Annotated in this window: 31 protein-coding genes and 1 riboswitch; of the genes, 10 read left to right on the top strand and 21 right to left on the bottom strand. The window is 52.5% G+C overall.

Going from position 1 to position 24052, the window contains the following annotated elements; translation table 11 throughout:
* Window positions 1-237 (top strand): hypothetical protein (locus tag NE623_RS13265; RefSeq protein ID WP_256273118.1); only part of this gene is annotated, 237 nt, incomplete at its 5' end.
* A 208-nt stretch (window positions 238-445) separates the two neighbouring features.
* On the opposite strand, the gene NE623_RS13260 is transcribed toward NE623_RS13265, so the two are convergent.
* The 19 genes from NE623_RS13260 to NE623_RS13165 form a co-directional block, all read right to left on the bottom strand.
* On the bottom strand, window positions 446-2173 hold the full coding sequence (locus NE623_RS13260) for an ABC transporter ATP-binding protein (RefSeq protein ID WP_256273119.1): 1728 nt from the start codon (window positions 2171-2173) through the stop codon (window positions 446-448).
* A 3-nt stretch (window positions 2174-2176) separates the two neighbouring features.
* The gene (locus NE623_RS13255; protein WP_256273120.1) at window positions 2177-3946 is read right to left on the bottom strand and encodes an ABC transporter ATP-binding protein; all 1770 of its coding nucleotides are present in this window, start codon (window positions 3944-3946) and stop codon (window positions 2177-2179) included.
* 197 nt (window positions 3947-4143) lie between these two features.
* Window positions 4144-4776, bottom strand: a complete 633-nt coding sequence (locus NE623_RS13250) for an L-2-amino-thiazoline-4-carboxylic acid hydrolase (protein ID WP_256273121.1) — start codon at window positions 4774-4776, stop codon at window positions 4144-4146.
* A 152-nt stretch (window positions 4777-4928) separates the two neighbouring features.
* Entirely contained in the window at window positions 4929-5720 is a 792-nt protein-coding gene (locus tag NE623_RS13245) for a class I SAM-dependent methyltransferase (RefSeq protein WP_256273122.1), read from the bottom strand.
* Entirely contained in the window at window positions 5710-6435 is a 726-nt protein-coding gene (locus NE623_RS13240) for a DUF6796 family protein (protein WP_256273123.1), read from the bottom strand. Before NE623_RS13240 ends, NE623_RS13245 begins: the two co-directional genes overlap by 11 nt.
* 60 nt (window positions 6436-6495) lie before the next feature.
* On the bottom strand, window positions 6496-6975 hold the full coding sequence (locus NE623_RS13235; protein ID WP_256273124.1) for a hypothetical protein: 480 nt from the start codon (window positions 6973-6975) through the stop codon (window positions 6496-6498).
* A 77-nt stretch (window positions 6976-7052) separates the two neighbouring features.
* The gene (locus tag NE623_RS13230) at window positions 7053-7559 is read right to left on the bottom strand and encodes a hypothetical protein (protein ID WP_256273125.1); all 507 of its coding nucleotides are present in this window, start codon (window positions 7557-7559) and stop codon (window positions 7053-7055) included.
* A gap of 44 nt (window positions 7560-7603) precedes the next feature.
* Entirely contained in the window at window positions 7604-8095 is a 492-nt protein-coding gene (locus NE623_RS13225; protein WP_256273126.1) for a hypothetical protein, read from the bottom strand.
* On the bottom strand, window positions 8092-8733 hold the full coding sequence (locus tag NE623_RS13220) for a GNAT family N-acetyltransferase (protein WP_256273127.1): 642 nt from the start codon (window positions 8731-8733) through the stop codon (window positions 8092-8094). The genes NE623_RS13225 and NE623_RS13220 overlap by 4 nt, the downstream gene beginning before the upstream one ends.
* Before the next feature lie 6 nt (window positions 8734-8739).
* A complete protein-coding gene (locus tag NE623_RS13215) occupies window positions 8740-9522 on the bottom strand; it encodes an alpha/beta fold hydrolase (protein WP_256273128.1) in 783 nt (260 codons plus the stop codon).
* Between the two features lie 20 nt (window positions 9523-9542).
* Entirely contained in the window at window positions 9543-10145 is a 603-nt protein-coding gene (locus tag NE623_RS13210; RefSeq protein ID WP_256273129.1) for an L-2-amino-thiazoline-4-carboxylic acid hydrolase, read from the bottom strand.
* A gap of 6 nt (window positions 10146-10151) precedes the next feature.
* Complete coding sequence (locus NE623_RS13205; protein ID WP_305146172.1) at window positions 10152-10757, bottom strand: L-2-amino-thiazoline-4-carboxylic acid hydrolase; 606 nt, start codon at window positions 10755-10757, stop codon at window positions 10152-10154.
* A 23-nt stretch (window positions 10758-10780) separates the two neighbouring features.
* Entirely contained in the window at window positions 10781-11713 is a 933-nt protein-coding gene (locus NE623_RS13200) for an acyl-CoA thioester hydrolase/BAAT C-terminal domain-containing protein (RefSeq protein WP_256273131.1), read from the bottom strand.
* Between the two features lie 108 nt (window positions 11714-11821).
* On the bottom strand, window positions 11822-12307 hold the full coding sequence (locus NE623_RS13190) for a hypothetical protein (protein WP_256273132.1): 486 nt from the start codon (window positions 12305-12307) through the stop codon (window positions 11822-11824).
* Window positions 12292-13008: an L-2-amino-thiazoline-4-carboxylic acid hydrolase gene (locus tag NE623_RS13185; RefSeq protein ID WP_256273133.1), complete on the bottom strand. Its 717-nt coding sequence runs from the start codon at window positions 13006-13008 to the stop codon at window positions 12292-12294. Before NE623_RS13185 ends, NE623_RS13190 begins: the two co-directional genes overlap by 16 nt.
* A gap of 123 nt (window positions 13009-13131) precedes the next feature.
* Window positions 13132-13626, bottom strand: coding sequence for an ABC transporter permease (locus tag NE623_RS13180; protein WP_256273134.1), 495 nt, complete (start codon window positions 13624-13626; stop codon window positions 13132-13134).
* 62 nt (window positions 13627-13688) lie between these two features.
* The gene (locus NE623_RS13175) at window positions 13689-14486 is read right to left on the bottom strand and encodes an alpha/beta fold hydrolase (protein WP_005935787.1); all 798 of its coding nucleotides are present in this window, start codon (window positions 14484-14486) and stop codon (window positions 13689-13691) included.
* 90 nt (window positions 14487-14576) lie between these two features.
* A complete protein-coding gene (locus NE623_RS13170) occupies window positions 14577-15440 on the bottom strand; it encodes an MBL fold metallo-hydrolase (RefSeq protein WP_256273135.1) in 864 nt (287 codons plus the stop codon).
* 152 nt (window positions 15441-15592) lie between these two features.
* A complete protein-coding gene (locus tag NE623_RS13165; protein ID WP_256273136.1) occupies window positions 15593-16360 on the bottom strand; it encodes an alpha/beta fold hydrolase in 768 nt (255 codons plus the stop codon).
* 459 nt (window positions 16361-16819) lie between these two features.
* On the opposite strand from NE623_RS13165, the gene NE623_RS13160 reads away from it, so the two are divergent.
* Entirely contained in the window at window positions 16820-17380 is a 561-nt protein-coding gene (locus NE623_RS13160; protein ID WP_256273137.1) for a DDE-type integrase/transposase/recombinase, read from the top strand.
* Here NE623_RS13160 and NE623_RS13155 read toward each other — a convergent pair.
* Complete coding sequence (locus NE623_RS13155; protein ID WP_256273138.1) at window positions 17370-17702, bottom strand: winged helix-turn-helix transcriptional regulator; 333 nt, start codon at window positions 17700-17702, stop codon at window positions 17370-17372. The two genes, NE623_RS13160 and NE623_RS13155, sit on opposite strands and share 11 nt — an antisense overlap.
* Window positions 17703-17908: 206 nt before the next feature.
* Here NE623_RS13155 and NE623_RS13150 point away from each other — a divergent pair, with 206 nt between their 5' ends.
* From NE623_RS13150 to NE623_RS13115, 8 genes are all read left to right on the top strand, one after another.
* Window positions 17909-18796: a nuclear transport factor 2 family protein gene (locus NE623_RS13150; RefSeq protein ID WP_256273139.1), complete on the top strand. Its 888-nt coding sequence runs from the start codon at window positions 17909-17911 to the stop codon at window positions 18794-18796.
* A 111-nt stretch (window positions 18797-18907) separates the two neighbouring features.
* On the top strand, window positions 18908-19303 hold the full coding sequence (locus NE623_RS13145) for a pyridoxamine 5'-phosphate oxidase family protein (RefSeq protein WP_256273140.1): 396 nt from the start codon (window positions 18908-18910) through the stop codon (window positions 19301-19303).
* Window positions 19304-19316: 13 nt separating this feature from the next.
* Window positions 19317-19434, top strand: a riboswitch (FMN riboswitch).
* 74 nt (window positions 19435-19508) lie between these two features.
* Window positions 19509-20126, top strand: coding sequence for an ECF transporter S component (locus tag NE623_RS13140; protein ID WP_256273141.1), 618 nt, complete (start codon window positions 19509-19511; stop codon window positions 20124-20126).
* A gap of 4 nt (window positions 20127-20130) precedes the next feature.
* Complete coding sequence (locus tag NE623_RS13135) at window positions 20131-20739, top strand: 4Fe-4S binding protein (RefSeq protein ID WP_256273142.1); 609 nt, start codon at window positions 20131-20133, stop codon at window positions 20737-20739.
* Window positions 20740-20741: 2 nt separating this feature from the next.
* Window positions 20742-21521, top strand: a complete 780-nt coding sequence (locus NE623_RS13130; RefSeq protein WP_256273143.1) for a protein-ADP-ribose hydrolase — start codon at window positions 20742-20744, stop codon at window positions 21519-21521.
* Window positions 21496-22290 carry an SIR2 family NAD-dependent protein deacylase gene (locus NE623_RS13125; RefSeq protein ID WP_256273144.1) on the top strand — a complete coding sequence of 265 codons (795 nt, stop codon included), beginning with the start codon at window positions 21496-21498 and terminating at the stop codon, window positions 22288-22290. The genes NE623_RS13130 and NE623_RS13125 overlap by 26 nt, the downstream gene beginning before the upstream one ends.
* Complete coding sequence (locus tag NE623_RS13120) at window positions 22287-23150, top strand: SIR2 family NAD-dependent protein deacylase (RefSeq protein ID WP_370866756.1); 864 nt, start codon at window positions 22287-22289, stop codon at window positions 23148-23150. The genes NE623_RS13125 and NE623_RS13120 overlap by 4 nt, the downstream gene beginning before the upstream one ends.
* A gap of 50 nt (window positions 23151-23200) precedes the next feature.
* Entirely contained in the window at window positions 23201-23578 is a 378-nt protein-coding gene (locus tag NE623_RS13115; RefSeq protein ID WP_256273145.1) for a TnpV protein, read from the top strand.
* Window positions 23579-23667: 89 nt separating this feature from the next.
* On the opposite strand, the gene NE623_RS13110 is transcribed toward NE623_RS13115, so the two are convergent.
* The gene (locus tag NE623_RS13110; RefSeq protein ID WP_256273146.1) at window positions 23668-24042 is read right to left on the bottom strand and encodes an arsenate reductase/protein-tyrosine-phosphatase family protein; all 375 of its coding nucleotides are present in this window, start codon (window positions 24040-24042) and stop codon (window positions 23668-23670) included.
* Between the last annotated feature and the right edge of the window lie 10 nt (window positions 24043-24052).

The following is a 24052-nucleotide window of genomic DNA, read 5'->3' as shown; positions in this document are numbered from 1 at the left end:
CAGCGCGCTCATTGCTATGTTTTGCAGGTAGGCGGCGTACTTCTCGCCCTAGATAATGCTGAACCGGAAGTAGGACAGCAACTGCAAGCTAAGGAAAATCACAAACGCCGGAACTCTCCATGGCAAAAAGAACTTGCGTTCTGTCTCGGTGAGGTATTCTTTGCAACCAAAATTGAAATAGGTGTAGACAATCATGTGATCCCGCAAAAGCCATGCGGAGTTGGCAATCGTCACTAACACAAAATAGATAGCCGTAAACACATCGACCAAGATCAGGTCGGGGATGCTCAGTCTTTTGGAATTCTGATTGATTGGATTTATATGTGCCCCCATTTATACACAATTGAACGATGATGTGTTCTTTTGAGGGCGGCTTTCGTATAACGAACACACCGGGATTTTATCATTATATAAGCCGCTTTTCGGGAAAATCCCGCACGCCTTCTCAAATCGTCCAGCTCTGGCTTGTCGACTGCAGATCCACCATGTGAGCGTACAGTCCCTTCCGGGCGTACAGCTCTGCCGGGCTGCCCTGCTCGGCCACGATGCCGCCCGACAGCACTACCACCTGATCCGCACCGGCCACGGTGCGCATCCGGTGGGCGATGATGAGGACGGTTTTGTTTTTAATCAGCCGGGATAGAGCCTCCTGAATGGCAGTTTCGTTTTCTACATCCAAGCTGGCGGTGGCTTCGTCCAGCAGGATGATGGGCGCATCCTTCAGGAAGGCGCGGGCGATGGAAATGCGCTGACGCTCACCGCCGGAAAGAGCGCAGCCGTTCTCACCGATGTTGGTGTTCCACTTGTCCGGCAGCTTCTCGGCAAATTCCTCGCAGTTTGCCAGCTTTGCTGCCGCAAGGACCTCCTCGTCGGTGGCACCCTTGCGCCCCAGACGGATGTTTTCCAGAATCGTGTTGTCAAACAGGGTCACATCCTGAAAGACGATGGAATACAGGCTCATGAGTTTTTCCGGGTCGATTTGGGAAACCTCCATGCCGCCCACGGTGATGCTGCCCTTCTGGTAATCCCAGAACCGTGCCGCCAGCCGGGAAACGGTAGTTTTGCCGCCGCCGGAGGGGCCCACCAGTGCCGTGACCTCGCCCTGCTTTGCGGTAAAAGAAACATCCCGCAGAACCGTCTCGCCGGAGTTATAGGCAAAGCCCACATGGTCGAACACGATATCACAGCCCTGATTGGTCAGCTGCTCGCTGCCGGTCTGCAGGGGAGCGTCCAGAATCTCATTCATCCGCCCCACATTGGTGCGCATGGCAATGACCGCCGCCAGGTTCTGCAATGCGCCCTGCATAGGGTCGTACATCCTGGATGCCGCCATCAGGAACAGAAACAGGGTCAGTACGTCGATGCTGCCCTGCACCAGCAGCACCGAACCGGTGAGCGCCACCGACGCAATACCCAGCTTGAGCACCATGCCGGCGGAGGACACAAACAGCGCTGTTTCCAGCTCTGCCACAATAGACTGCTTTTCCACTGCCCGAATTTTGCCGGAAAGACCAGACAGATACCGTTGCTCCGCATTGCCGGCTTTCAGGTCCCGGAGGGTCTCGATGTACTCCTGAATGCCGTCCGCACAGGCCATTTTCGCAGCCATGGTCTTGGCCTGTACCCTGTCCTGCACCCGGTAGCTGCCCACCACGATGGCAGCGGATACCGGAATGACCCACAGAGCCGCCAGTGCCATCCGCCATTCAAATGCAAACAGGCTCAGGGCAATGAGCACCGTGGAAATGAGGGAGCCGAACAGACCGGGGATGAAGTGGGAGCAGTCCTTTTCCAGTACCTCGCAGTCTGCCATGATGGTGCTGGTCAGGTCGGCAAGGTCTCGCTTGCCGAAAAAGGACAGAGGCAGCTTCCGCAGCCGCTCCGCAAGGGTCAGGCGGCGGGTGCCGCTCTCTTTATAGGTGGTAAAATAGGTGCCGTTGTATTGGAACCATGTGGTCAGCAAAATCAGCACAAAGCAGGCAACGCATCCCAGCAGATAAAAGGTGCTTCTCCTGCTCGTAGAGCCTGCCAGCAGGTCTTTTACCAGAAGATACAGCAGCCCGGTGGGCAGCATGAACGCCATGTTCTGGAACGCACAGGCCAGAACGCCCTTTACAAGCCCCTTTGCGCCCTCCGGGGAGCTGGCTGTGGCGTGTTGAATTCTTTCGATCATTCCTTACCCCTCCTTTGCAACCTTCCACTGCACCGAAGCCTGATACTCCTGCCACATCCGGGCAAACAGGCCGTTCTGCGCGCACAGTTCCTCCTTTGTGCCGGATTCCGCAATCTGCCCATCCTGCACCACATAGATGCAGTCGGCGTTGGCGACGGTGGACAGGCGGTGTGCGATCATCAGCACGGTTTTGCCCTTGGCAAGCTGGGCAAATGCTGCCTGCACCTTTGCTTCGTTGTCCGGGTCGGCAAAGGCGGTAGCTTCGTCCAAAATCAGGATGGGTGCATTTTTCAGCATAGCGCGGGCAATGGCAATGCGCTGCTGCTCGCCGCCGGAAAGATACACGCCCTTGGTGCCAATGACGGTATGGATGCCCGCCGGGAACTTCTCTATAATATCCATGCACTGCGCGGCTTTCAAAGCTGCCAGCACCTCGGCTTCGGTGGCCTGCGGTCTGCCCAGACGGACGTTGTCCAGAATGCTGCCCTTGAGCAGGCGGCTGTTCTGGAACACGAAGGAGATGGTGTCCATCAACTCTTCCTTGGGGATAGCCCGCACATCCACTCCGCCCACCCGGACGCTGCCGCTCTGCACATCAAAGAACCGGCAGACAAGGTTTGCCAGCGTAGATTTTCCGCCGCCGGATGGTCCTACAAAAGCTACGGTCTGTCCCGGCTGAATCTCCAGCGAAACACCCTTGATGACCTCGGTTTTTCCGTCGTAGCTGAAATGCACATCCCGCAACGTGACGGAGGCATCCTGCGGGTGCTGCGGAACAGCCTGCACCTGCATGGGCGCCGCCTCCAGCACCGAGTCGATGCGTGCCAGCGCATCCGCTACCACCATCTTGCTCTCGCTCATATACATCATACGGGTCAAAGTCAGGGAGATCACCGGTGTGATGATGATATAGAACAGCAGGTTCAGCAGAAACTCCGGGGTGACGCCGTGGGTCGTGAACAGCAGCCCGCCTGCGATCAGAAAGGCGAACACGCCGTTGACGGCGGCGGTGTAGAACATCATGGGCAGGCGCAGATCTTTGGTGTAGGAGATGACCCACTTTTCATACTCATCAATGGTGGTCTTGAACTTTTTGAAGGAAAATACCGATTGCCCGAAGGTCTTGACCACCGGGATACCCCGGACGTACTCCACGGCCTCGTTGGACATGGATTCCAAAGCGTTGCCGTACTGCCGCATTTTTTCAGCCATCTGCTTGCCGGTCATGGTCGCCATGATGAGAAACGCCAGCACCACCGGCGCAAGGCTCAGCAGACCCAGCCGCCAGTCGAACGCCAGCAGCAGCACAAGCAGCCCCACCGGGGTGGCGATGGCGTTGTACTGGTCGGGCAGCTGGTGGGCAAGATAGGTCTCGGTGGCTCCGGTGCTCTCGTGGATGATCTTGCGCAGCTTGCCGCTGCCGAAGTTTTCGGCAAAGCCCAGCGGCAGCACCGCCAAATGCTCCGATACTGCCAGCCGCAGATTGGTCGCCACCCGGAACGCCGACAGGTGGGAACACATCAGCGCCGCAATGTAAATGAGGTAGGACAGCACCGCAAACAAGACTGCCATCCAGCCGTAATGGGGAATGTTCACTGCCTGCGCATAGTCCGGCGCAGCGTTCAGCACATCCCGCAGGATCTTCCAGATGTACACAAAGGGCACCAGTGCCACCAGTGCGCTGACCGCAGACAGCACCCACGAGGCATAGGTAAAATATCGGTAGTTCCCGGCATAACCCATCAGCCGGGAAAGATCGGACTGTTTTTTCACGAAAGGACCTCCTTCAAATAATTTTTAGGCAATACCGCATAATTCTAAGTGCCGATACGGCGAGAATTGTGCGGTGTTGCCTTTATGCAAACCGGTGTGATCGCGACCGCGCGGATTGGTGCAGCCCCAGGCAAAGGAATCGTGAAGAAGCACCTTGCTTTCCGATTCAGGCATCACCGATGAAACAGAAACAGGATTCAAGGTCGTTCTTTGTTGCCTGTAATAAAGTAGTCGCAATACTCTCCGCCATTCGCCAGCGTCTGTTTTCTGTGCAGAACGCCGTGCTGAAGCGTGATCATCACTTCGTCAAGCTCACAGAATAACGGCATCAGTTCGGAAACACCGAGATTTCGCGCATAGGAACAGATGGGGCAGCGGGTGATGCGGTAGTAGCAGGCACCCTCATACGGCTGCCCGACAAAATCCACCTTGAAGGAGGTCGGATATTCCGCCTCCTTTTCGGGCGTATACCACTTGGCGTATTTGACAACGCTCTTTTTGTTCTCCGCCTTACCCTTGTCGGTATTCAAGTCGGTCATTGCAAAGTACCACTTGATATGATAGAGTGAGCGGCGCATCATTTCCTGTACGGTTTCCGGCGGGATTTTTTTCTCACTCGCTACATAGGGCGCGACAAAGGCAAGGGCAAACAGCTCGTTGTACGCCATTGGGTTATCGTCACCGATGTCGTCTGCTTTCTCGACCAGTTCACGATAGACCTTTTTGCTCTTTTTCATGATGTCAGCGGCATATTTCCTGCCGTATTTCTCTGCCAGAACCTTTTTCATCGGGCTTTTGAACATCCAGAAATAAAAACCGTTATATTTCATATCGCTTTTCCTCCCGTGATTTATTTGCAGACCCGAAAAACGCAACCCAGCCGCCGAGGGGACAGGCCATCATCGCATCCATATACCGCTTAGCAGTCTTGCCTACATGATTTCCGCAAGGGAACGGTCAGTTTTCGCTGATGCCGCACGGATTACTTCCTTCCCACCAACAGGGTCGAGCCGTGCAGCATCAGCCGTTTGGCTTCCTTGGGTGTCATAAATTTGCCCGTGGTCGTATCGATCAGTTCCACGCGCTCATAGCCCATCTCCCTGAGCTTTTGGACAAACGCCTGCATATCCCCGTATCGCCGCTCAGACATCAGGTCGTGGATGGCAAACGTTCCGCCTTTTTTCAACACCCGCAGTGTTTCCAGCAAAAGCGCCTGCTTATCCTCTCCGGTGATGTTGTGATAGACATAGTTGCTTGTCACCGCATCAAAACTCTCATCCGGAAAATCCAGCTTCACAGCGTTCCCGCGTTGGAACGAAATGTTTTTTACTCCCTCTGCGGCAGCATTCTTTTCGCACAGCGGCAGACTAAAGGAAGCATATTCCTTGCCCCAGCGGTCGATGCCGATCATTTTCCCCTGCGGATTGCGCTTTGCGCAGGCAATGGTCAATGCTCCGCTGCCGCAGCCTACGTCCAGCCCAATGCCGCCCTCCGGCAGGGTGACATAACGCGCTGTCCCTTCGATGATCTGCTTTGAGAGCTTACGTTCGCCGTCATAGGAAAAGCTCCGATAGGCATACACGCACCACTCAGTGTATTTTGCACAGATGACAAAGGCGATACCGAATACCACACCCAGCGCAATGCGCAGTTTTCCGCTCACACCGATTCCGAATACGCCAAAAATGAGCAGCAGCGCAAAGGACAGTGCCGTTCCTGCGACGAGCGAAAACAGCATTCCCTTGGGAATCCAGTTTTTGTAATCAGGCTTCATCTTTAAGACTCCTTTTTTGAATATGCTTTCTCTCATAAACCGCAGCCGCAATGCACCAGATTGCAATAGCGCTGTTCGTGCTGCTCTGGCTCATCACGGACATCCATGTAGCCACCGGCACCTGCATCGCCTGCGCAATATCCGGTACTGCGGCCAACAGGAGGTTCCACATGACCGGGTGAAACGCAAGCATCCACCTCGGATAGCGTGTTTTTCCAGTAAGGAACAGCACAAAATGGATGCCGAAAACCAGTATCATCGGAAGATACAGCGGAAGAATCGCAGGGAGCATTGCGTCCTGATAGGTCGTGACCGCCGCAAGTGCGGCTTCCGCTCCGATACGCGGTCCCAGATAGGTGGCAAACCACGCCATGGTGGCCACCCATGTATGGATGGTCAGAGCGATTGCAACGGTGAATATCCCGCACAGGAACTGGATGGTTTTTGTTTTTTGGTATTTTGCGTCAATGTCCGCATTCAGCGCCTTTACAACAAAATAATAGAGAAAGCCCCCGATTGCTCCCAGCCCCACGGCAAGCACAGACCTCCACAGCCCATAGGCACCGGACAGATAGTAGGCGCGGTTGAAAAGACCGGTGTCGGTTTGCTGAAGCGGAATATAGCTCAGCAGCCAGTCCCCGGCGGCCATCAGAACTGCTCCGATCGCACCGAGAATGTACCATCGAATCAGCTTTTTCGGTTTCTCCGTCTTCATCTTTTTTGCCTCCGATTGCAGTTCATGATTCTGCTTTTCATTTGGGCAATTTCCAACTTCTTAGAAAATCAAATGGACAATACCGCCGACAATTGCCGCTCCCGCAACCCAGATCAGCGCCAGTATGCTTCGCTTTTTCAGCACCTGCCTCCAGGTCTGCACGAACGGCGCATCTTCAAGCCCTGGCAGCACCCAAAACCGGCTGTGCCCGACCCATAGCTTGTCGATTACAACGCCGTCATAGATATTCATAACCTCAAGAAACAGCAGCGCCTGCCAATAGGCCTCACCAAAGGAGGAAGCCCCGTTCCACAAACCGATGATCAGCACAAGAGCAGCAAGCATCACGATAAAGAACGGTATCATAAAGAATTTTCGTTTCCGGTTCATCGTATTGCGGTCGATCAGTCCCAGTTCGATGGCGCGATCCTGCACCTCCTTGGGATAAAAGTACAGTCCATTGACTGCCCCGCCGATCACGGCAATTTTTACCATTGCGGTAAACAGCAGGCAATAAATCAACAATTGCAGTACGATCATTGTTTTTCTCCTCTCAGTCTGCGTGCGAATCGGGCATATGCTCCCATTTCCTTCGCCTTCCATCGTGGTTCATAAAGTCATTGCACCCCATAGAAAATTCCTTTTTTGAAGGAGAGGTAGATCGGCAGTCCTGCAACGAAGTTAAGAACGCCGCCAACGATGAGCCATACAAGCACTGAGGAAACGCCTGTTGTTGTGATCTGAACCATTCCGACAACCGCCCCTGCCAGTCCGGAATAAACTGTCATACCAAAACTCAAATCCTTTTGAAGCTTGGTGGCAATCTCCTTTTCGTGAGTTTTGTTCAGATACATCAGATACGCAACACCGAACAGGACGCCCGCCAGCGCAAGTAGCGCCGCATAGTCCAGCACATGGCAAAAGCCGTTTCTGCAAAAGTAAATAACACCTGCAATCAAGTGGATCATCCAGCCAATATCGCTGATTAGCCCCAACATCAGGAACGGAATATCCGGCATCATCGCTGTATATCGGACACCCTGTTTACCCGCCTGCTGAAGCTGCTGGATATGGGCTTCTGTTGTTTTTCTTTTTTCATGCAGGACTTTTTTTATCACACGCATAGAAAATCTCTGCCTCCCAAAACGATTGCTTCTGTCACACGTCCTCAAAGCAGTGCGCAAAGCCACGCTGCCACAGCGGAGGCGGGAATGTAGATCACAAAGTGCCAGATATGTGTTCGCTTGTTATAGCCGAACATATGCGGACCGACCACGCCCTTCAGCTCCGGATAGAAATGCGGAAAGAAATTGGAGTGGCACAGCAGCACCCAGTCAAAGAAAATGATGTCGTAGATCTCCATGGCGTAGAGCACGGCGAGAAACCGCACAAAGAAGTCCAGGAAGCCGAAGCCGTTTCTGACGCCGTCCCATACGCTTAGTGCCGCCGCAGCGAGAAAAAGCAGGATGGCAATGATCTCAATCACCCAGCCGATACTATGTGCGCCGGGAAATCGTTCCTTTGTATCGGGGATTGCGTCCAGATTTTCCTTTGGTGCGGATGAGAAAAAACGCTTGTCCTGAATGAAACCCACCCCGCCGTATAAAACAAGAAAGTATGCCAGAAATACCATGAGCGTTACAAGAACCGTGATTTTCATTTTGATGTTGATGCCTCCGTACTGACAGACTGCTGCTTTTCCGCGTCCGGTTTTTTGATCAGGTCATACAGCTTTCCAAATTCGCCGATGTCCCGCACTCCGGCAAGTTCCATGCCCAGATGGACATATTTGTCGCACTTGGACTTGGCATCGGTCTCCAGAATTACCGGCACACCCAGCCGGTCGCCCTCAGCAAAGGCAAGGTCCAGCACCTTTCGCATATAGCCCTGCCCCTGATACTGTTCCCGCACACAGACAAGTCCAACGAAAATGTAGGGTTTCTTTTCCTTGTCCATGCGGTCTTGCAGGGAAGCCCCGCCCCGCTTGATGGCAATACCAAATTGCAAAAGGCGCTTCAGGGTGGAGTTGTGCAGCATTCCGCAGGCGATGGGCCACATCGTCTTGAGTCCCATCTTCTCCTTTGGCAGCTTGTAGGCGATATATCCCTCGCCGCGCTCGCCGGTGGTGTGCAGAAAGCCGCCCCGCAGCACCCCGCGCACATAGGCGCAGATATAGTTTGCCGTGGCTTCTTTCCCGGAAAAGGCAGCGGACATTCCCGTTTCCTCTCCGTAGTCATAATAGCCGAAAGCATGGCCGATATCATGGATGGATTTCTCGTCCAATGTTGTAACTTTCATTGTATTTCACTTTCCTGATCCTTCAGCACATCTCTCTGTTCCGCCATCCGTCAGAAAGCGTTCCAGCTCCGATGCAAGCAGCGCCGGATGATTGATGATCTCACCATGACCAAAACTGGGGAAGCAGCGGACGATCAGACCCGGATATGCCGTCCGCAGCCGCTGGATGGCCTTTTTCATGTGCCCTTCTTTTTCTCCGTACCAACAGGCGACCTTTGCATCGGGCTGTACCGGAAAGTCCGTCCGATAGAGATAAAGCCCTGCCGCCCAAGTGGCCCGGACGGATTCCAAGCTGATATGATTCGGGATACGGCGGAGCATAGTCTGCATTCCCTGCTCCGTCTGCCCCATAAAGCGCAGCGCCCATGCAGGCATGTACTTTTCGTGTGCCGTTCGATACTGCTTTTGTGGCATAACCTTCAAGATCAGTCGATTCAGCACCCCGAAATCCAGATACTCCGGCCCGCTGAGGATCATCCGATCAATCTGAACGGTTGGGGAAGCCTTCAGAAAAACAGCCGGTCCGCAGCCCAGCGACTCTGCAAAAAGCAGATCCAACTGTCCGTCAAGCTCTTTTTCAATATAAGCGGCCAACTTGTCCGCCTGATCCCGGGCAGTCGTGTAGGTCGTTTCACCGGTTCCATCAAAGCCGTCGAAGCTGACGGCATACACGCAGAATTTCCTTTCCAGCAGCGGGATCAAATCCTCAAACTGCCGCCAGCACATAAGATTTCCGTGCAGCAGCATAATGGTCTTTCCCTCTATATTGCCGAATCGTTTGATTTCCATACCAATCTGCCTCCCCGCTATTATCGGACCTTCATGCAAAAATCACAGCGATCATTGCCGCGCCCCAGCGTCATGCTTCTCTCCCAGATCAGCTTCGGATGCAGCCCGGTATAGCTGATGTCATCACTGTCACAAAAACAGCGGCACAGCTCCGGGCAGCCGTATTCTGCGCAGGTGTCGTGATAGGGACACTTCATCATATCCACACGCCAGACGCCGTTACCGGTCTGCAATTCTTTTGGGGCAAAGCCCGCCGCCGGACCGAAAACACTTCGCGTGGATTTGACGAAAACGCCGGGAACAAGGCGGTAAAGCCCCGGTATCTGCAGCAGGGCGGCAAGCTGTTTGTGGCTCGTTCTCGCCAGCCGCTCCACATAGCCGTGAACGGTTTGCAGTGCTTCTTCGTTCGGCATGACCCGCTGCAAGGTTTCGTAGGCCGCAATGCCCGGTAAGATTTGCCGCTTGAGGTGGTACTGCTTTTCCTTGCTTGCACCCGCGTTTTCAGCCAGCAGCGCATTCAGGCGCATATCAAAAGTAGCGTTTAGCTGCTTTGCCTGCGCAGGAAAGCGTTGCGCCGCAGTCTCCCGAAAGTCACGGGAAAGATAGGTTTCCTTCGCCTTCATCGTCCGTCACCCCTTCTTTTTGTACCCGCAGTCGCAGTAGGGTCCGCCGGAGGCAAGGGTATACTGCCGCACAAAATTTGTCACACCGCCCGCTTCGCTCATGGTGTAGTCCAGATGGCACAAAGCGGGGGTCAGGTCGTACAGTCCCAGCTCCTTCATCAGCACACAGATGCCGCATTTGGTAAAGCGTCCCTCGTAGCCGCTGCCATCCGGGTATTCGTAAAACTCCATGTTCCACGAGTAGGGGTTGCGGTCGGCGGCTTTCAGAGTGGCGGTTGCCTTCATAGCGGCAATGTCCTTTGCGGTAAACTTGCTTTTTCCGCTCTTGCGGCAGAACCACTGCATGGGCTTTGTCATCATGGATCTTGCGTAGTAATCCGTCAGCCTGTCCACCTCCGGGCGCTGCGGCATGGAGAGAATGAACGCCCCGATCATAGCGCAGTTGACCAGATTCATTTTGAAGCGGTCGGTCTTTTCAAACTCCGGCAGCCTGCGGATGATCTGCCGGTATTGCGGCTTTGCCTTTTTCGTGATAGTTCTTGCGGTAGCTGCATCATAGCCCAGCACAGCGGTCAGCTGCTTTCGGAACGACGGTGCAAACAGAGCCCACATAACGAAAGGCATCCCGAAACAGGTCACTTTCTGTCCCTCCAATCGCATATAACTCGTGTCATGCGGCGGTCAATGTCAATGCGAGCCGTTTTGCATTCCTTGGGATATTTTTTTGCAGCACTGAACGCCAGCTTTACAAACAGTGCCGAGCCGACAGGCAGCATGGTCTTGATCATACCGTCTGGGAAAACAAAGTGCGTGCAGTGCTCATATACGACCGCCTCGACTTCGCAGGTGTGCGGTTTCTCCGCAAGGCGTTTCTCAATGCGGTGAATGTATTTTGCGGTGTCCCAAAGTGCGTCGTCCTCTGCGCCGACAAGAAACAGCTTGCCGCGGATATTCTCGACCTTTATGAATTCCTCCTCGGTAATCGGGTGCGCCGCTTCAGAGTCGTCAAACAGCTTGCGGGAGGCAACCATATTGCCGGTGCGTTTGGACTCCTCCGAGATTATGCGCCAATAGTCAGGGTGCTGATAGCAAAACGGCATATAGGGTAGTGGCTTGCCCTTGTAAGAAAAGAGTGATTCTCCCTCGATTGGCCATTCCTTGCAACCGTCCTTTTTGCCCTGCATGAAGCCCTGCCACACAAAGTCACTGGGCGTCATTGCGATGCTTAGAGAGATATCGCCAAATAGCGAAGCCGCCGTCAGGGCGAGAGTTCCAGTCGTTGATGCCCCCGCAATGCCGATCTTTGCGTTGCCGTGCGATTTGAGCCATGTAATTGCTTTTTCGATGCGCTCAAGCGGATAGTTGTGATGGCCGTAGTCCTTTTTGCCGGGCGACATGGTCAATACGTTCACGCCGAGGCGAAGTAACCACTTCACCGCAGAGCGTGCCATATAATCCTCGGGGTCGTCACCGAGCATGGCGATGACCGCACAGTCCGAGCCGCCCTTGCACACCCAATATGCGCCGTAAAATCCATCGCCATTAATGTCAAAGTGAATGTATTTCATTTAAAATGCCTCTTTCAAAAGTTGATTTTCACAATCTGCATTTTCATCATTTCGGCATCGGCCTTTGCAAGAAAGTGGAAAAAGCCGCTGACGGAAGGGGCTTTCCGATCACTGTACTGTCATAATTGCCGCCAGCACCGCCGCTATGACTGCCATACCTACCGTACCGAAAAGCCATTTTTTCTGCTTGTCTTTTGCGGTGATGTACGGCTTTAGATCTTCTGTTCCGGGGATCGTCCATGCGTTCGTGTGCCCCACCCAGTAACCATCGATCAAAAAACGGTCAATGAGATTCATAACGGACAAGATGACAAGTAGCTGCCAGAAGCCCGCCGCAAAGCCGTGCGCACCGTTTATCCCATAGACGCAAACCAGCACATAGCCAATATAGCCGGGAACGCAGACGGCTTTGAAAATCAGAGAATTGCGCTTGATTTTCTCGTGTGTTGTAAGTCCCAGCGTCACGCACCGCTGCTGCACCGCCGGGCTGTAAAGATGCACCATCCCAACAGCCCCCTTACGGATGCCCACGGCACAGACAAGAACCAGCAAAACTCCCAACCCAAGACCTTCCAGAATCACCTGTAAGAGCATTCCCTGTTCCTCCTGTATCCGTTTTCGTCCCGGTATTCGGGATGCTTCCTTCCGTATGGGTCCTGATCGCCGCAGATGGTGTAGTCGCACTTACAGCCATTCGCGCAGGTGGTCGTCCGCACGAGCTTGGCGTGAAGCAGCTCCATCGCTGCAAAATCCACATTGCACAGGGCGGGCATGATCTCTGTAAGGCCGTTTCTGATAGCAAATTCCGCTGCGGGACAGGCGGTAAATTCATAATAGATCGGCTTGTTCTTTTCGTAAGGAGCCACCGTCATCTCATAATCGTGCCACTTGTCACAGCCCGCTTTTGCCCGTACGAATGACTTGTACATCAGTTTCTTCCAGAATGGCTTGTTGCAGTCCACGAATTTCAGTTTGCGGAAGGTCGGCAGGATCAGATTTTCCTCGATTTCCTCGATTTCGCGGAAGGATGTAACCGCTTTGCAGGCTGCATAGTAGCTCATGATGGCGATACAGTCATAGGTACCGCCTGCGCCGTTGTGAAAGTTCCGTTTACCGCCCAGATCCGTGCGCCAGTCTGAAAGAAAATCCACATACTGCCGCTGCACCTTTTCCCATATCATCTCCCGCTCCGCTTCCGGGTAATGCAGTGCGATTTTCGACTGTATCTCCTTCTTGCAGGGCTTGGAATACAGCACATGACAGCTGCGGTCGAATGGGAGTTCATCGTCCTTCATCTGTTTGCCGCCTCCTCACGGTTCGTTTGTGTGAACAAGGTTATTGTCTACTGCTTGACATCTTTCCAGCGGGTAAACCATCGTGCAGTTAGATTTTTCATCGATTCCTCTACTATGTATGGTTCAAAGCGCCGTGACAATCAAGGCTGACAGTGCAGCGACTGCGGCAAACAACGGGATACCGCGCCAAAACGATTCGATATGCTTTTTCGGATTTTGATAGTATTTCTTCTCCGGCAGGAAAGAGAAGCGGGTACGTTTTGTGTTGCGCCACCAGAGAAGATCGATTACCAAAAGATCGAACAGCCCAAGCCCCTCGCTGAACGCAAGAAAGTACCAAAATGCCGACAGATAACCGTCCAAGTTCAGCACGCCTCTCAGCGCAAGTCCTAAAGCGGAAAACACGACTGTGAAAAGCAAAAGATTGCTGAGCCAAACGGCAGCGGTGGATTTCCCCTTCGGAACAGCCTTTCCAAGCTGATGGTCGCTTCGCACACGGTTTTGAACTTCTTCGGGATAAGAACGCAGCCCCATGAGATTTTTCTTGTCCGTGCCTGTTCCAAGAAAACATACGCCCCAATACAGAAAATAAAAAGCAATTGCAACGATGATTTTCATAAACCTATATCTCCGTTGAATCCAAAAAGCTGCGGATAGAGCATTCTGATTCTTCCTTTTCTTCAGCCTCTTTCGTTTTGAGCTGCCTGTGCCTGTGTCAGGAACGCCATGATTCTCCGGTAAAATTCCTGCGGATACATCATCACAAGCTCCGCGTGATCCATCTTCGGAATTTCATGCAGTTGCGCCCGTGGAAAATATTGCTTTATAAAGCAGATATTGCTGTGTCGCGCCTGCTTTTCCTCTTCGCCGTACCAATATGTGATTTGGCAGCCCATTTCAGCCGGCTTCGTCGGCAGAGTATAATTGTTCGCCGACCAGAAAATGTTGCGGACGGTGCGTTTTGAATAGGTTTTCAGATACGCCGCCAGCGCATCATACTCCTTCACTGGATCGCGCCCCGGCATCGTCCAGCGCTCTGGCGGATAGACCGTCTCAAGGACCTTGCGGCTCTTCGCTATGAGCCTGAAACCAAGATTGTCACGCAGGCAGGCGAGACGGCGCAAAATCAGCGGCATCCGATACGGCGTAATGCCTGCATCAATAACGGCGCGCTCGACCGGGATTTTTCCCAAGGCGAGAAAGCGTGTCAGACACGCACCGCCCAGAGAACAGCCATATGCCGCGTTCAAGTGGGTAATGCCGCGCGCTTGCAGCCAATCTGTTACCTCGTCTACTGTCGTCTCCACAGAGATAAAGTCTTCTCCCGTTTCGCCGTGACCGTCATAGACGATCTGAATCACATGGTAATCCTGCGAAAGCAGGCCAACCGAGTCGGCGAACGCCCACTCCGGCTCCGCCGTGCACGGCAGAAACAGCAGCGTCTTTTCATGTTCTTTTCCATATTCCAAAGTTCTCATACCATCCGCCCCTTGGTTTTTGCAGCATTATTTTTTCGGATTACGCTCCGTCATCGCGCCAAAGAATGCCGGTGCGCCGCCTGCACTTCCTTATCTTCCCACGCCCTTCAAGTACCCGCTTTTTGAGTTTTCCTCAGTATCATCGGATTCATCATAGGCATCGTAAAGCGCATTGGGGTCGTGGGCTCTTTTCTTGAAAGGCGAGCACAGCTCATTTTTGTGCGCAAAGGCAAACTCCATGTTGTCCGTCCAACCTGTGTGACCGGTAATGAACAGCGGATGCAGTCCGCGTTTTTTCAGCTTTTTCTCCAGCAGTGCCAGAGACTTCACCGCCAGCTTGTTATCCTCTGCCAGCGCAGAAATAAAACTGTATCTGCCGTCCGCACCGAACCAGAGGGTATCGCCGGTAAAGAGATATTTCCCGTCCACAAGGTATACCATGTGCCCCCATGTATGACCGGGAACGAGAAAACACTCAATCCTGATTCCGTCGATGTCGATGACCTCACCGTCGCGGAGCAGCACTTTTTCATTGTTGATCGTCACCTGCGGCAGCTTGTAAAGGCGGTAAATGACCCTGCGGCGTACCTCGCCGGTCAGATACCGGTTCTCGATCTCGCCAATGTACAGCGCAGCATCCCGAAACAGTCCCGGACTGTCCGCCTCCACCGCACCTACATGGTCGGTGTCCTGATGGGTGATGAGGATGTGCCGGATGGAATGCGGGTCGATACCGAGCCAGCTCATTTTCTCCGCCAGACGGTCATAGTTGTATCCGGCGTCAATCATAATGGTGGTATCGCCCTTGCGGTAGAAGAAGATATTTGCCACCCACTCCCGCACACAGGCGACATTTTCATCGATCCAGCCGGTGTTCAAAGGCTTAAAGATCTCCTTGCCCCGGTACATCCGGCTCATTTCTTTTCTTTGAAATTCCGTTGCTTTTTTCGACATGATCGCACCTCATTTCTGTGCTGTGACGCACAGCCATCCCTTTTTATTTTTGTGACTCTGAACCCTGCCAAAGCCTGCTTGCTCCAGATACACTTTCAGATCAGCATCCGTATAGATGGTCATACCGTTAATGATTTGCGTCCATTTACCGTTCACAATGCAATGCTTTTCACAAGCTGCGCCCACCGCCCTGGGTGGCAGGCAAGCAGCTCCTCGTGCTGCAAGTTCTGCTCATGGAGAACCGGATGCGCAAAATGCTGCTGATAGCGAGCGCGGTATTTTTTGCCCATCTTCAAAGCGTAGAAGATATGGATCTCGGTGCCGGGCACATGGATTTTATCCGGCAGCGGGGTAATAAGATCGGAGTAGAACTGGTTTTTGCAGCTCTGCATGGTCACATAGGGGCGGGCATCGCCGAACATTTTCAGAAAGGCCTTGACATAATCCCCCGACTCTTTGGCACACTTGTCCAGACACTTTTGGAGAAATTTTGCCTTAATCTTTCCGTCCCTCACCACAGGGTAGATCAATGGCAGCAGAAGATTTGTCTGTAAGCTTGCCGCCAACGGCGATGCTTGATCCAAATCGGAGCTTCCCAGAATGCCGTAGTCCATGTGGATGTTCTGCCGCGCCGCCAGCAGCCCCACGAAGGAACCGCCCAGAGAACAGCCGTAAGCTGCCCGGATGTGACCACCGCAGTGGGTCTTGAGGTAGGCTTCGATCTTTTGGGTTTGCTCCAGCATGGTGGAAAATTCGCTCTGCTCGGTTTCATCAAAGCCATCGTAGCTGACACACAGCACCCGGAAACTGTCTGCCAGAAGTGGAATCACCGCACCAAAATTGCTTTTCCAATGGCAACAGGTACCCGGCAGCAGCAACAGCACCGGGGCATCCTCTGCACCAAAATGGTAGATCTTCATCCTGATACGCTCCTTCTGCTTTTAGTTTCTGCCTGTAAGAAAAAACACATTTCTTCGGGCAGGACAGCGCCATAAGTTAGATAAAGCTAACTTATGGCGCTGCAAAAAGCCGCTGCTCAGCGGCTAGTCTGCCCAAATAATACGCCCTGCTGCTAACTCTGTCAAGAAGTTTCGGTGCTTTCAGAGATTCTGAGAGAGGCTCCCGCATCATAAAGTTTTTGAACGGTTACGCATAGCTAACTATATAAAAGTATACTGCACATCGGCAAAAAGTCAAGGGCTTTGCGGCAGAAGAAATTTATCTGAAGCGAATCATGGTAATCTGATTGAATGTGAATTTACCCAATACGGTGCGAATAATGCAGCCAATCCGCAGTATGTGGCAGAGAATGTATTCAGTCGTGATTTCCATGCGCCAAGACCGAATATGAAGTGGCTTACCGATGTTATAGAGTTCAAATGGTACGAGGAGTTCACAAAATCTATCTGAGTGCCATCCTTGACCTGTACGACAGACGTATCGTTTCGTATGTTATTAGTGACCACAACGACAACCCGATTGTGTTTGACACATTCAAGGCTGCAGTGAAAGCCAATCCTGATGCACATCCACTGTTCCACAGTGACCGTGGTTTTCAGTACACCAACCAAACCTTTCACCATATGTTGGAGGAAGCCGGTATGACGCAGAGTATGTCTCGCGTGGCTCACTGCATTGACAATGGCCCAATGGAGGGATTCTGGGGCATCTTGAAGCGCGAGAAATATTATGGCAGCCGTTTTACTTCCAAGCAGGAGCTTGTTCGGATGATTCGGGATTACATTTACTTATTACAACACCCAGCGGGTACAGCGCAATCTTGGTGTTGTTACGCCAATGGAAAAGTACCAGATGGCATTTGCGGCGTAAAAAATCTGCCAAGGGCAGTACGCTCTTGGCAGCAAAATCTTATTTTATTTCATTGTACGCTTGACGGGATGCGGTTCAAAAGGTACTGCTTCGGTTTTTTTACTGCTTAGCTTTATATGCTTCGCCCCATGCCCACATGGAATCCAGAATGGGTTTCAGGCTCTTGCCGAGTTCCGTCAGCGAATATTCCACTCTCGGCGGGACTTCAGCGTAGACCTTGCGGTTTACCAGTCCGCTTTCCTCCATTGCCCGAAGTTGGGCGGTCAAGACCTTTTGCGACACATTGCCGATGGACTTTTTCAGCTCGCCGAACCGCTTGGTTCCCGGCATCAGGTCCCGCAGGATCAGCACCTTCCACTTATCCCCGATGAGGGTCAGCGTGGTCTCCACGGGGCAGGCGGGAAGTTCATTCTTTGCTTTTGCTTCGATCATTTCAATCCCTCCAAAAATTTTTTCAAGCGCCAAATTGCCGAAAAACCTGACAACGGCGCAATCGTTTCTTTCCGGTAACTATCCATTAGTTTCTATTTGGTAACTACGGCACAATATTGTGCTTACTTTACGAATTGGAGCTACGGTATTATTATAATGCCAGAGGCGAACAAAAGCAAGCCCAATCACCAAGGAGGTCACTCAAAATGAAAAAAATTCTTTCTCTCACAATGGCTCTTACCATGCTCGGCACGGCTCTCACCGGCTGCGGCTCCAAGGACGCTGCTGCCAAAACGCCCGCTGAAAACACCCAGCAGGAGCAGAGCCAGACCGAAAAGGCACTGGCACTCATCAACACCTTTGCCACCGGCGATACGGACACCGCCCGCAGCCTGTTGGCGGATGGCTACATCCAGCACAATCTGGCATACGGCACCGGTGCGGACGCCTTCATCGGCTCCGTAGAATATCTTGCATCCGCTGATGTAAAAACCACGGTGAACAACATCCGTGCTTTTGAGGACGGCGACAAGGTGTTCTTGCAAACGGTGTACAATTTCGCCGGTGCCGGTGAGCAGGTCGCCTTTGACATCTTCCGCTTTGACGAAAACGGCAAGATCGCTGAGCATTGGGACAATCTGGCAGCACTGGCCGAGCCGAATCCCTCCGGTCACACCCAGACGGACGGCACGATGGAAATCACGGATCTGGATAAGACCGAGGAAAACCGTGAGCTGGTCAAGAATTTCCTCTACGATGTCATGCAGGGCAACAATCTGGACAAGACTCCGGACTATTTTGACGGTGACAATTACATCCAGCACAACACCGGTATTGCCGATGGCGTGTCCGGTCTGAACGCCGCGCTGGGCGCTCTGGCGGAGCAGGGCATCTCCATGGTGTACGATGATGTTCACATGGTTCTGGCGCAGGGCAATTTCGTCCTTGCCGTCAGCGAAGGCACCTTTGGCGGTACGCCCACCAGCTACTATGACCTGTGGCGCGTGGAGAACGGCAAGATCGCCGAGCATTGGGATGTGATGGAGACCATCGCAGACCAGTCCACCTGGCAGAATCAGAACGGAAAGTTCTGATGGTTACCCGGAGGTAACCATACCACAATAATGTGCGTACTTCACAAGCCGTACAAATCGCATTACAATAAAACCATCAAGAGAAAACAACAAATTACGGAGGTACTTATCATGAACAAAGTCGTAGAATTTCTGAATGCCAACCCTGTGCAGTATCTGGCTACCGTCGGTCGTGACGGCAAGGCAAAGTGCCGCCCGTTTATGTTCGCCGGCGAACGGGACGGCAAGCTGTGGTTCTGCACCAACAACCAGAAGGACGTCTACAAGGATATGCAGGAAAACCCGGAGGTGGAGATCTCCGTTTCCAGCCCGGAATATGCATGGATCCGTCTGCATGGCAAGGCTGTGTTCGAGAATAATATGGCTACCAAGGAAATGTGCATCCAAAACCCCATCGTGAAGGGTCAGTACGGCGAGGCTACCAACCCCATCTTTGAGGTGTTCTATCTGGATAATGCTCACGGCGTTATCGCTGACTTCTCCGGCAATCCTCCCTACGAGTTCTAAGAAACTCTCAATTCAACATCTTCGGGGCAAGGTGAAATCCCTGACCGGCAGTAAAGTCTGCAAAGCGCAAAAGCGCCCGATACGGTGAGATTCCGTAACCGACGGTATAGTCCGGATGAAAGAAGATATGAGGAAACAGCCCCGCAGGAAAACCCGTCCTGTGAGGCTGTTTCAAATCCAAGCATATCCTCAAGATAGGAGCATTATGAACCGCACCGTTACCATGCAGCAGCCGAAAAGCGCTGCCGCCCTCAATATCCGTACCATCACCATGACCGCACTGCTTTCCGCAATGGCGTATGTCCTTGCCTTTGTGGAATTTCCCGTGCCGCTGTCTCCGTCCTTTGCAAGGATGGACCTGTCGGACTTCCCGGCACTGATCGGTGCCTTTGCCTTTGAACCGATCTCCGGTCTGCTCATTGAACTTGTCAAAAACGCCCTGCAGCTTCTGACCACCTCCACCGGAGGCATCGGAGAGGTCGCCAACTTCCTGATGGGCGCTTCCTATGTAGTTGCTGCCGGAGTTATTTATAAATACCGCAAAACCAAGAAAACGGCACTGCTTGCCTGTGTTGCTGCCAGCTTTGTGATGGGCGCTGCCGCAGCATTGGCGAACTACTTCATCCTGCTGCCGCTGTTTGAGACGTTCATGCCGCTGGATCAGCTGATCGCCTCTTTCGGTGTGTTCCTGCCCTTCATCCACACAAAGCTGGACATTGTGCTGTTCAATGCCTTGCCCTTCAACATTCTGAAAGGACTTGTCATCGGCGGCTTTACCATGCTGACCTATAAACGGCTTGCGCCAGTTCTGAAAGGGCGTTGACGTTATGACGAAACAAGATTATTTGAAATTACTGGTGGAAGATATCCACTCCACCACCATTGCCACCATCGGCGCAGACGGACATCCCCAGACCCGTGTCATCGACATGATGCTCAGTGACGAGCAGGGCGTGTATTTTCTCACCGCCAAAGGAAAGGCCTTCTATGCCCAACTCATGGAGCAAGGCTACATTGCCCTGTCTGCCACTAAGAACAAAATCTCAATCTCCCTGCGGGGTAAGATCAAAAACATCGGCAGTGAGAAGCTGGATGAGGTTTTTGAGAAAAACACCTATATGCAGTCCATCTATCCCGGCGATACCCGCAGTGCGTTAGAGGTGTTTTGCCTGTACGAAGCGGACGGTGAGTATTTTGACATCAGCGACCCGGCGCACATCGTCCGGGACAGCTTCACCATCGGCAAAGCGGCACAGGAAGCACCGGGTTACTATGTAGGCGAAGGCTGCATCGGCTGCAAGCTGTGCTATTCGGTCTGTCCGCAGAAGTGCATCGACATTACCAAGAAGCCTGTGGTGATTGACCAACACCATTGCTTGCACTGCGGGCGGTGTGCGGAAACCTGCCCCAAGCAGGTGATCGAAAAGAGGGGTTGACTATGAACCAGAGCGAGAAAAGGCTGTTTTTGATTCAGTCGCTTTTGAAGGAAAACCCGGCATATCGGGATTTGGGTATCCCGGCCGATACAAACAGTCAGCGTCAGCTTTTACGAGGGCTGATGAATCTTCGCGCGCCGCAGCGCGCGGATGCGGATTTTTTGCAAACGCAGGACGCCTATCTGCAAGGCGAAACCGCGGCAAAGGGCATTACCGATGCAGCTGACCTTGCACCCATGCAGCCGGGGCTGTACCTCTGGCAGGGCGATATTACCACGCTGCAATGCGATGCCATCGTCAACGCCGCCAACAGCGGTATGACCGGCTGCTATATCACGAACCATCGCTGTATTGATAACGCCATTCATACTTTTGCGGGTGTGGAGTTGCGCCTTGCCTGTGCGGAACTGATGGAACAGCAGGGCTATCCCGAACCGACCGGGCGTGCAAAAATCACGCCCGCGTTCAATCTGCCCTGCCGCTATGTGCTGCATACGGTTGGACCCATCATTGATGGGCGTGTGACCAAAGCCGACAAAGAGCTGTTGGCTTCCTGCTACCGCTCCTGCTTGGCGCTGGCAGCGGAAAACAACTTGGAAAGCGTGGCGTTCTGCTGCATTTCCACAGGGGAGTTTCATTTTCCCAATGACTTAGCGGCACAAATCGCCGTTGAAACCGTGAAACAGTTTATGAATAGAAAAACCAGTGTGAAGAAGGTGATCTTCAATGTTTTCAAGGATTTGGACAAAGCCATCTATGAAAAGCTACTCCGAGCAGCTTGAACGGCTACAAACAGCTTTGCGGGACTGTGATTCCGTTGTAATTGGTGCCGGAGCCGGTCTTTCCACCTCTGCCGGATTTATCTATACCAGAGAACGGTTTGAAAAATACTTTTCCGACTTTGTGGAAAAGTACGGTATCCAAGATATGTATTCCGGAGGTTTTTATCCATTTGTTACGCCGGAGGAGCATTGGGCGTATTGGAGCCGCTATATTTACATCAACCGCTATATGGATGCTCCAAAACCGGTCTACAATGATCTTTTGAAGCTGGTACAGGACAAAGATTATTTTGTCATCACCACGAATGTTGACCACTGCGTTCAGAAAGCTGGCTTTGATAAAAAGCGCCTGTTCTACACGCAGGGCGATTATGGTCTGTTCCAGTGCAGTGAGCCGTGCTGTCAGGAGACCTTTGATAATGAGGCGGTCATTCGGGAGATGGTCAAGCGGCAGGAGGATATGAAAATACCGACCGAGCTTCTTCCGACCTGTCCCCACTGCGGGAAGCCTTTGACCATGAACCTGCGCAGCGATGATACCTTCGTGGAGGACAAAGGCTGGCACAGAGCAGCGGAACGGTATGAAAACTTTCTCCGGACCCGCGCAGGGCAAAAAATCCTCTTTCTGGAATTGGGCGTTGGGTACAATACGCCGGTGTTTTGTTCTTTGCGCACCGGAAAATCAGAAACGAAAACATTGAGAAAACAGCGTAATTCAGGACATTTGCAAATCTTAACAATAGACTATGCGGAAAGGCGGTGTGCATGATGTTTGGCTTTCGCAGCTTTGGCAAGACGAATACCGTAAACGGTATCGGAAAACTGCGCCATGCTTTAGAACAGGCTGATGCAGTCATCATCGGTGCAGGAGCTGGTCTTTCCACATCAGCCGGTTTTGTTTATACGGGAGAACGCTTTGAAAAGCATTTCCATGACTTTGCAGAGAAATATCACTTCAACGATATGTACTCTGGCGGGTTCTATCCTTACGACACGCTGGAAGAACATTGGGCATACTGGAGCCGCTATATCTGGATCAACCGCTATCAGGACGCGCCCAAGCCGGTGTATCATGATCTGCGGAAGCTGGTAGAGGGAAAGGACTATTTCGTGCTGACCACCAATGTGGACCACTGTTTCCAGAAAGCGGGCTTTGACAAAAAGCGGCTTTTCTACACACAGGGCGATTACGGCCTGTTCCAGTGCAGTCAGCCGTGCTGCCAGAAAACCTACGACAACGAAGAAACCGTGCGTCAGATGGTCGAGCAGCAGAAGAGTATGCGCGTACCGAGCGAGCTTGTGCCGCACTGCCCGATCTGTGGCAGACCGATGACGATGAATTTGCGCTGCGACGATACCTTTGTCGAGGACGAGGGGTGGCATATCGCCGCCGAGCGCTATTCGGAGTTTCTGCGTCGGCACAAAGGGCTGAAAACGCTGTTTCTGGATTTAGGTACTGGCATGAATACGCCGACAATCGTAAAATTCTCTTTCTGGCGCATGGCGAATGAGTGGCCGGATGCTACCTATGCCTGCATCAACTTGGGAGAAGCCTATGCTCCGAAAGAGATTGAAGCAAAGTCTATCTGCATCAATGCAGATATTGGAAGTGTATTGAAGCAAATCTGAACCGTATCTGCAACCGGCACAGGCTGATAAAAGCCGGAAAGGATACGCAAATGGAAAAGTCAATTTTTGAGCAGATGGGCGGCACCTATACGCTGGGTGCAGACGGAATGTATTATCCTGATTTGAGGGTACCGAAGGAAGAACCTGCGCATTATGGCAAGTATGGCCGTATGCACATGGCTTTCTTGCAGAAGCATCAGCGCGGAATGTATCTGAAACTGTTGCTGGCTGGCAAGCTGACAGCGTATTTGAACGAGATTGATAACGCTGCCCGTGAGCAGGTAGAGCTGCTGATTCGGCAAATGGCCGCGAAACAGGGTGTGACTGAAAGCCTGAAAGCTACGAACCAGATGGCATGGGTCGGCGCGATGAACCAAATCAAACATTCTGCGGAAGAAATTGTGCTGAATGAATTGATTTATAGATGATAAGAAAACCCCGGCCGTTGCTTCTGAAAACAGAGCAGCGGCCGGGGTTCTCTTAAATTATTGTGTAAATATACTCATTACTCTATCTGTCATAATTCAAGTATTTTTCCTTGGATTGCGGCAATGGTTTTCTTGAATTCCTCATCGTTTTTCCCCGTAGGATCATCCAGCCCCCAGTTATCGTCAAACGCTCTTCCGATATAGGGGCAGCCCACATCACAGCCCATGGAGATGGCAATGTCCGGCTCCGGAATATCCGAAATCAGCTTGGAATACTGCGTTTTCTCCATGTCGATGCCGTAAAGCTGCTTCATGAGCCGCACAGCGTCCTGATTGATCTGCGGCTTGGTTTCCGTTCCGGCGGAATAGAACTCGAACTCGTTCCCGCGCAGATGCTTTCCCAGCGCCTCGGCGATCTGGCTGCGGCAGGAATTGTGAACACAGATAAAGGCTACTTTTTTCATTTTGACCTCC

Source organism: Gemmiger formicilis (genome assembly GCF_024462815.1).
Taxonomy (GTDB): Bacteria; Bacillota; Clostridia; order Oscillospirales; family Ruminococcaceae; genus Gemmiger.
This window is presented reverse-complemented; position numbering and strand designations above follow the sequence as displayed.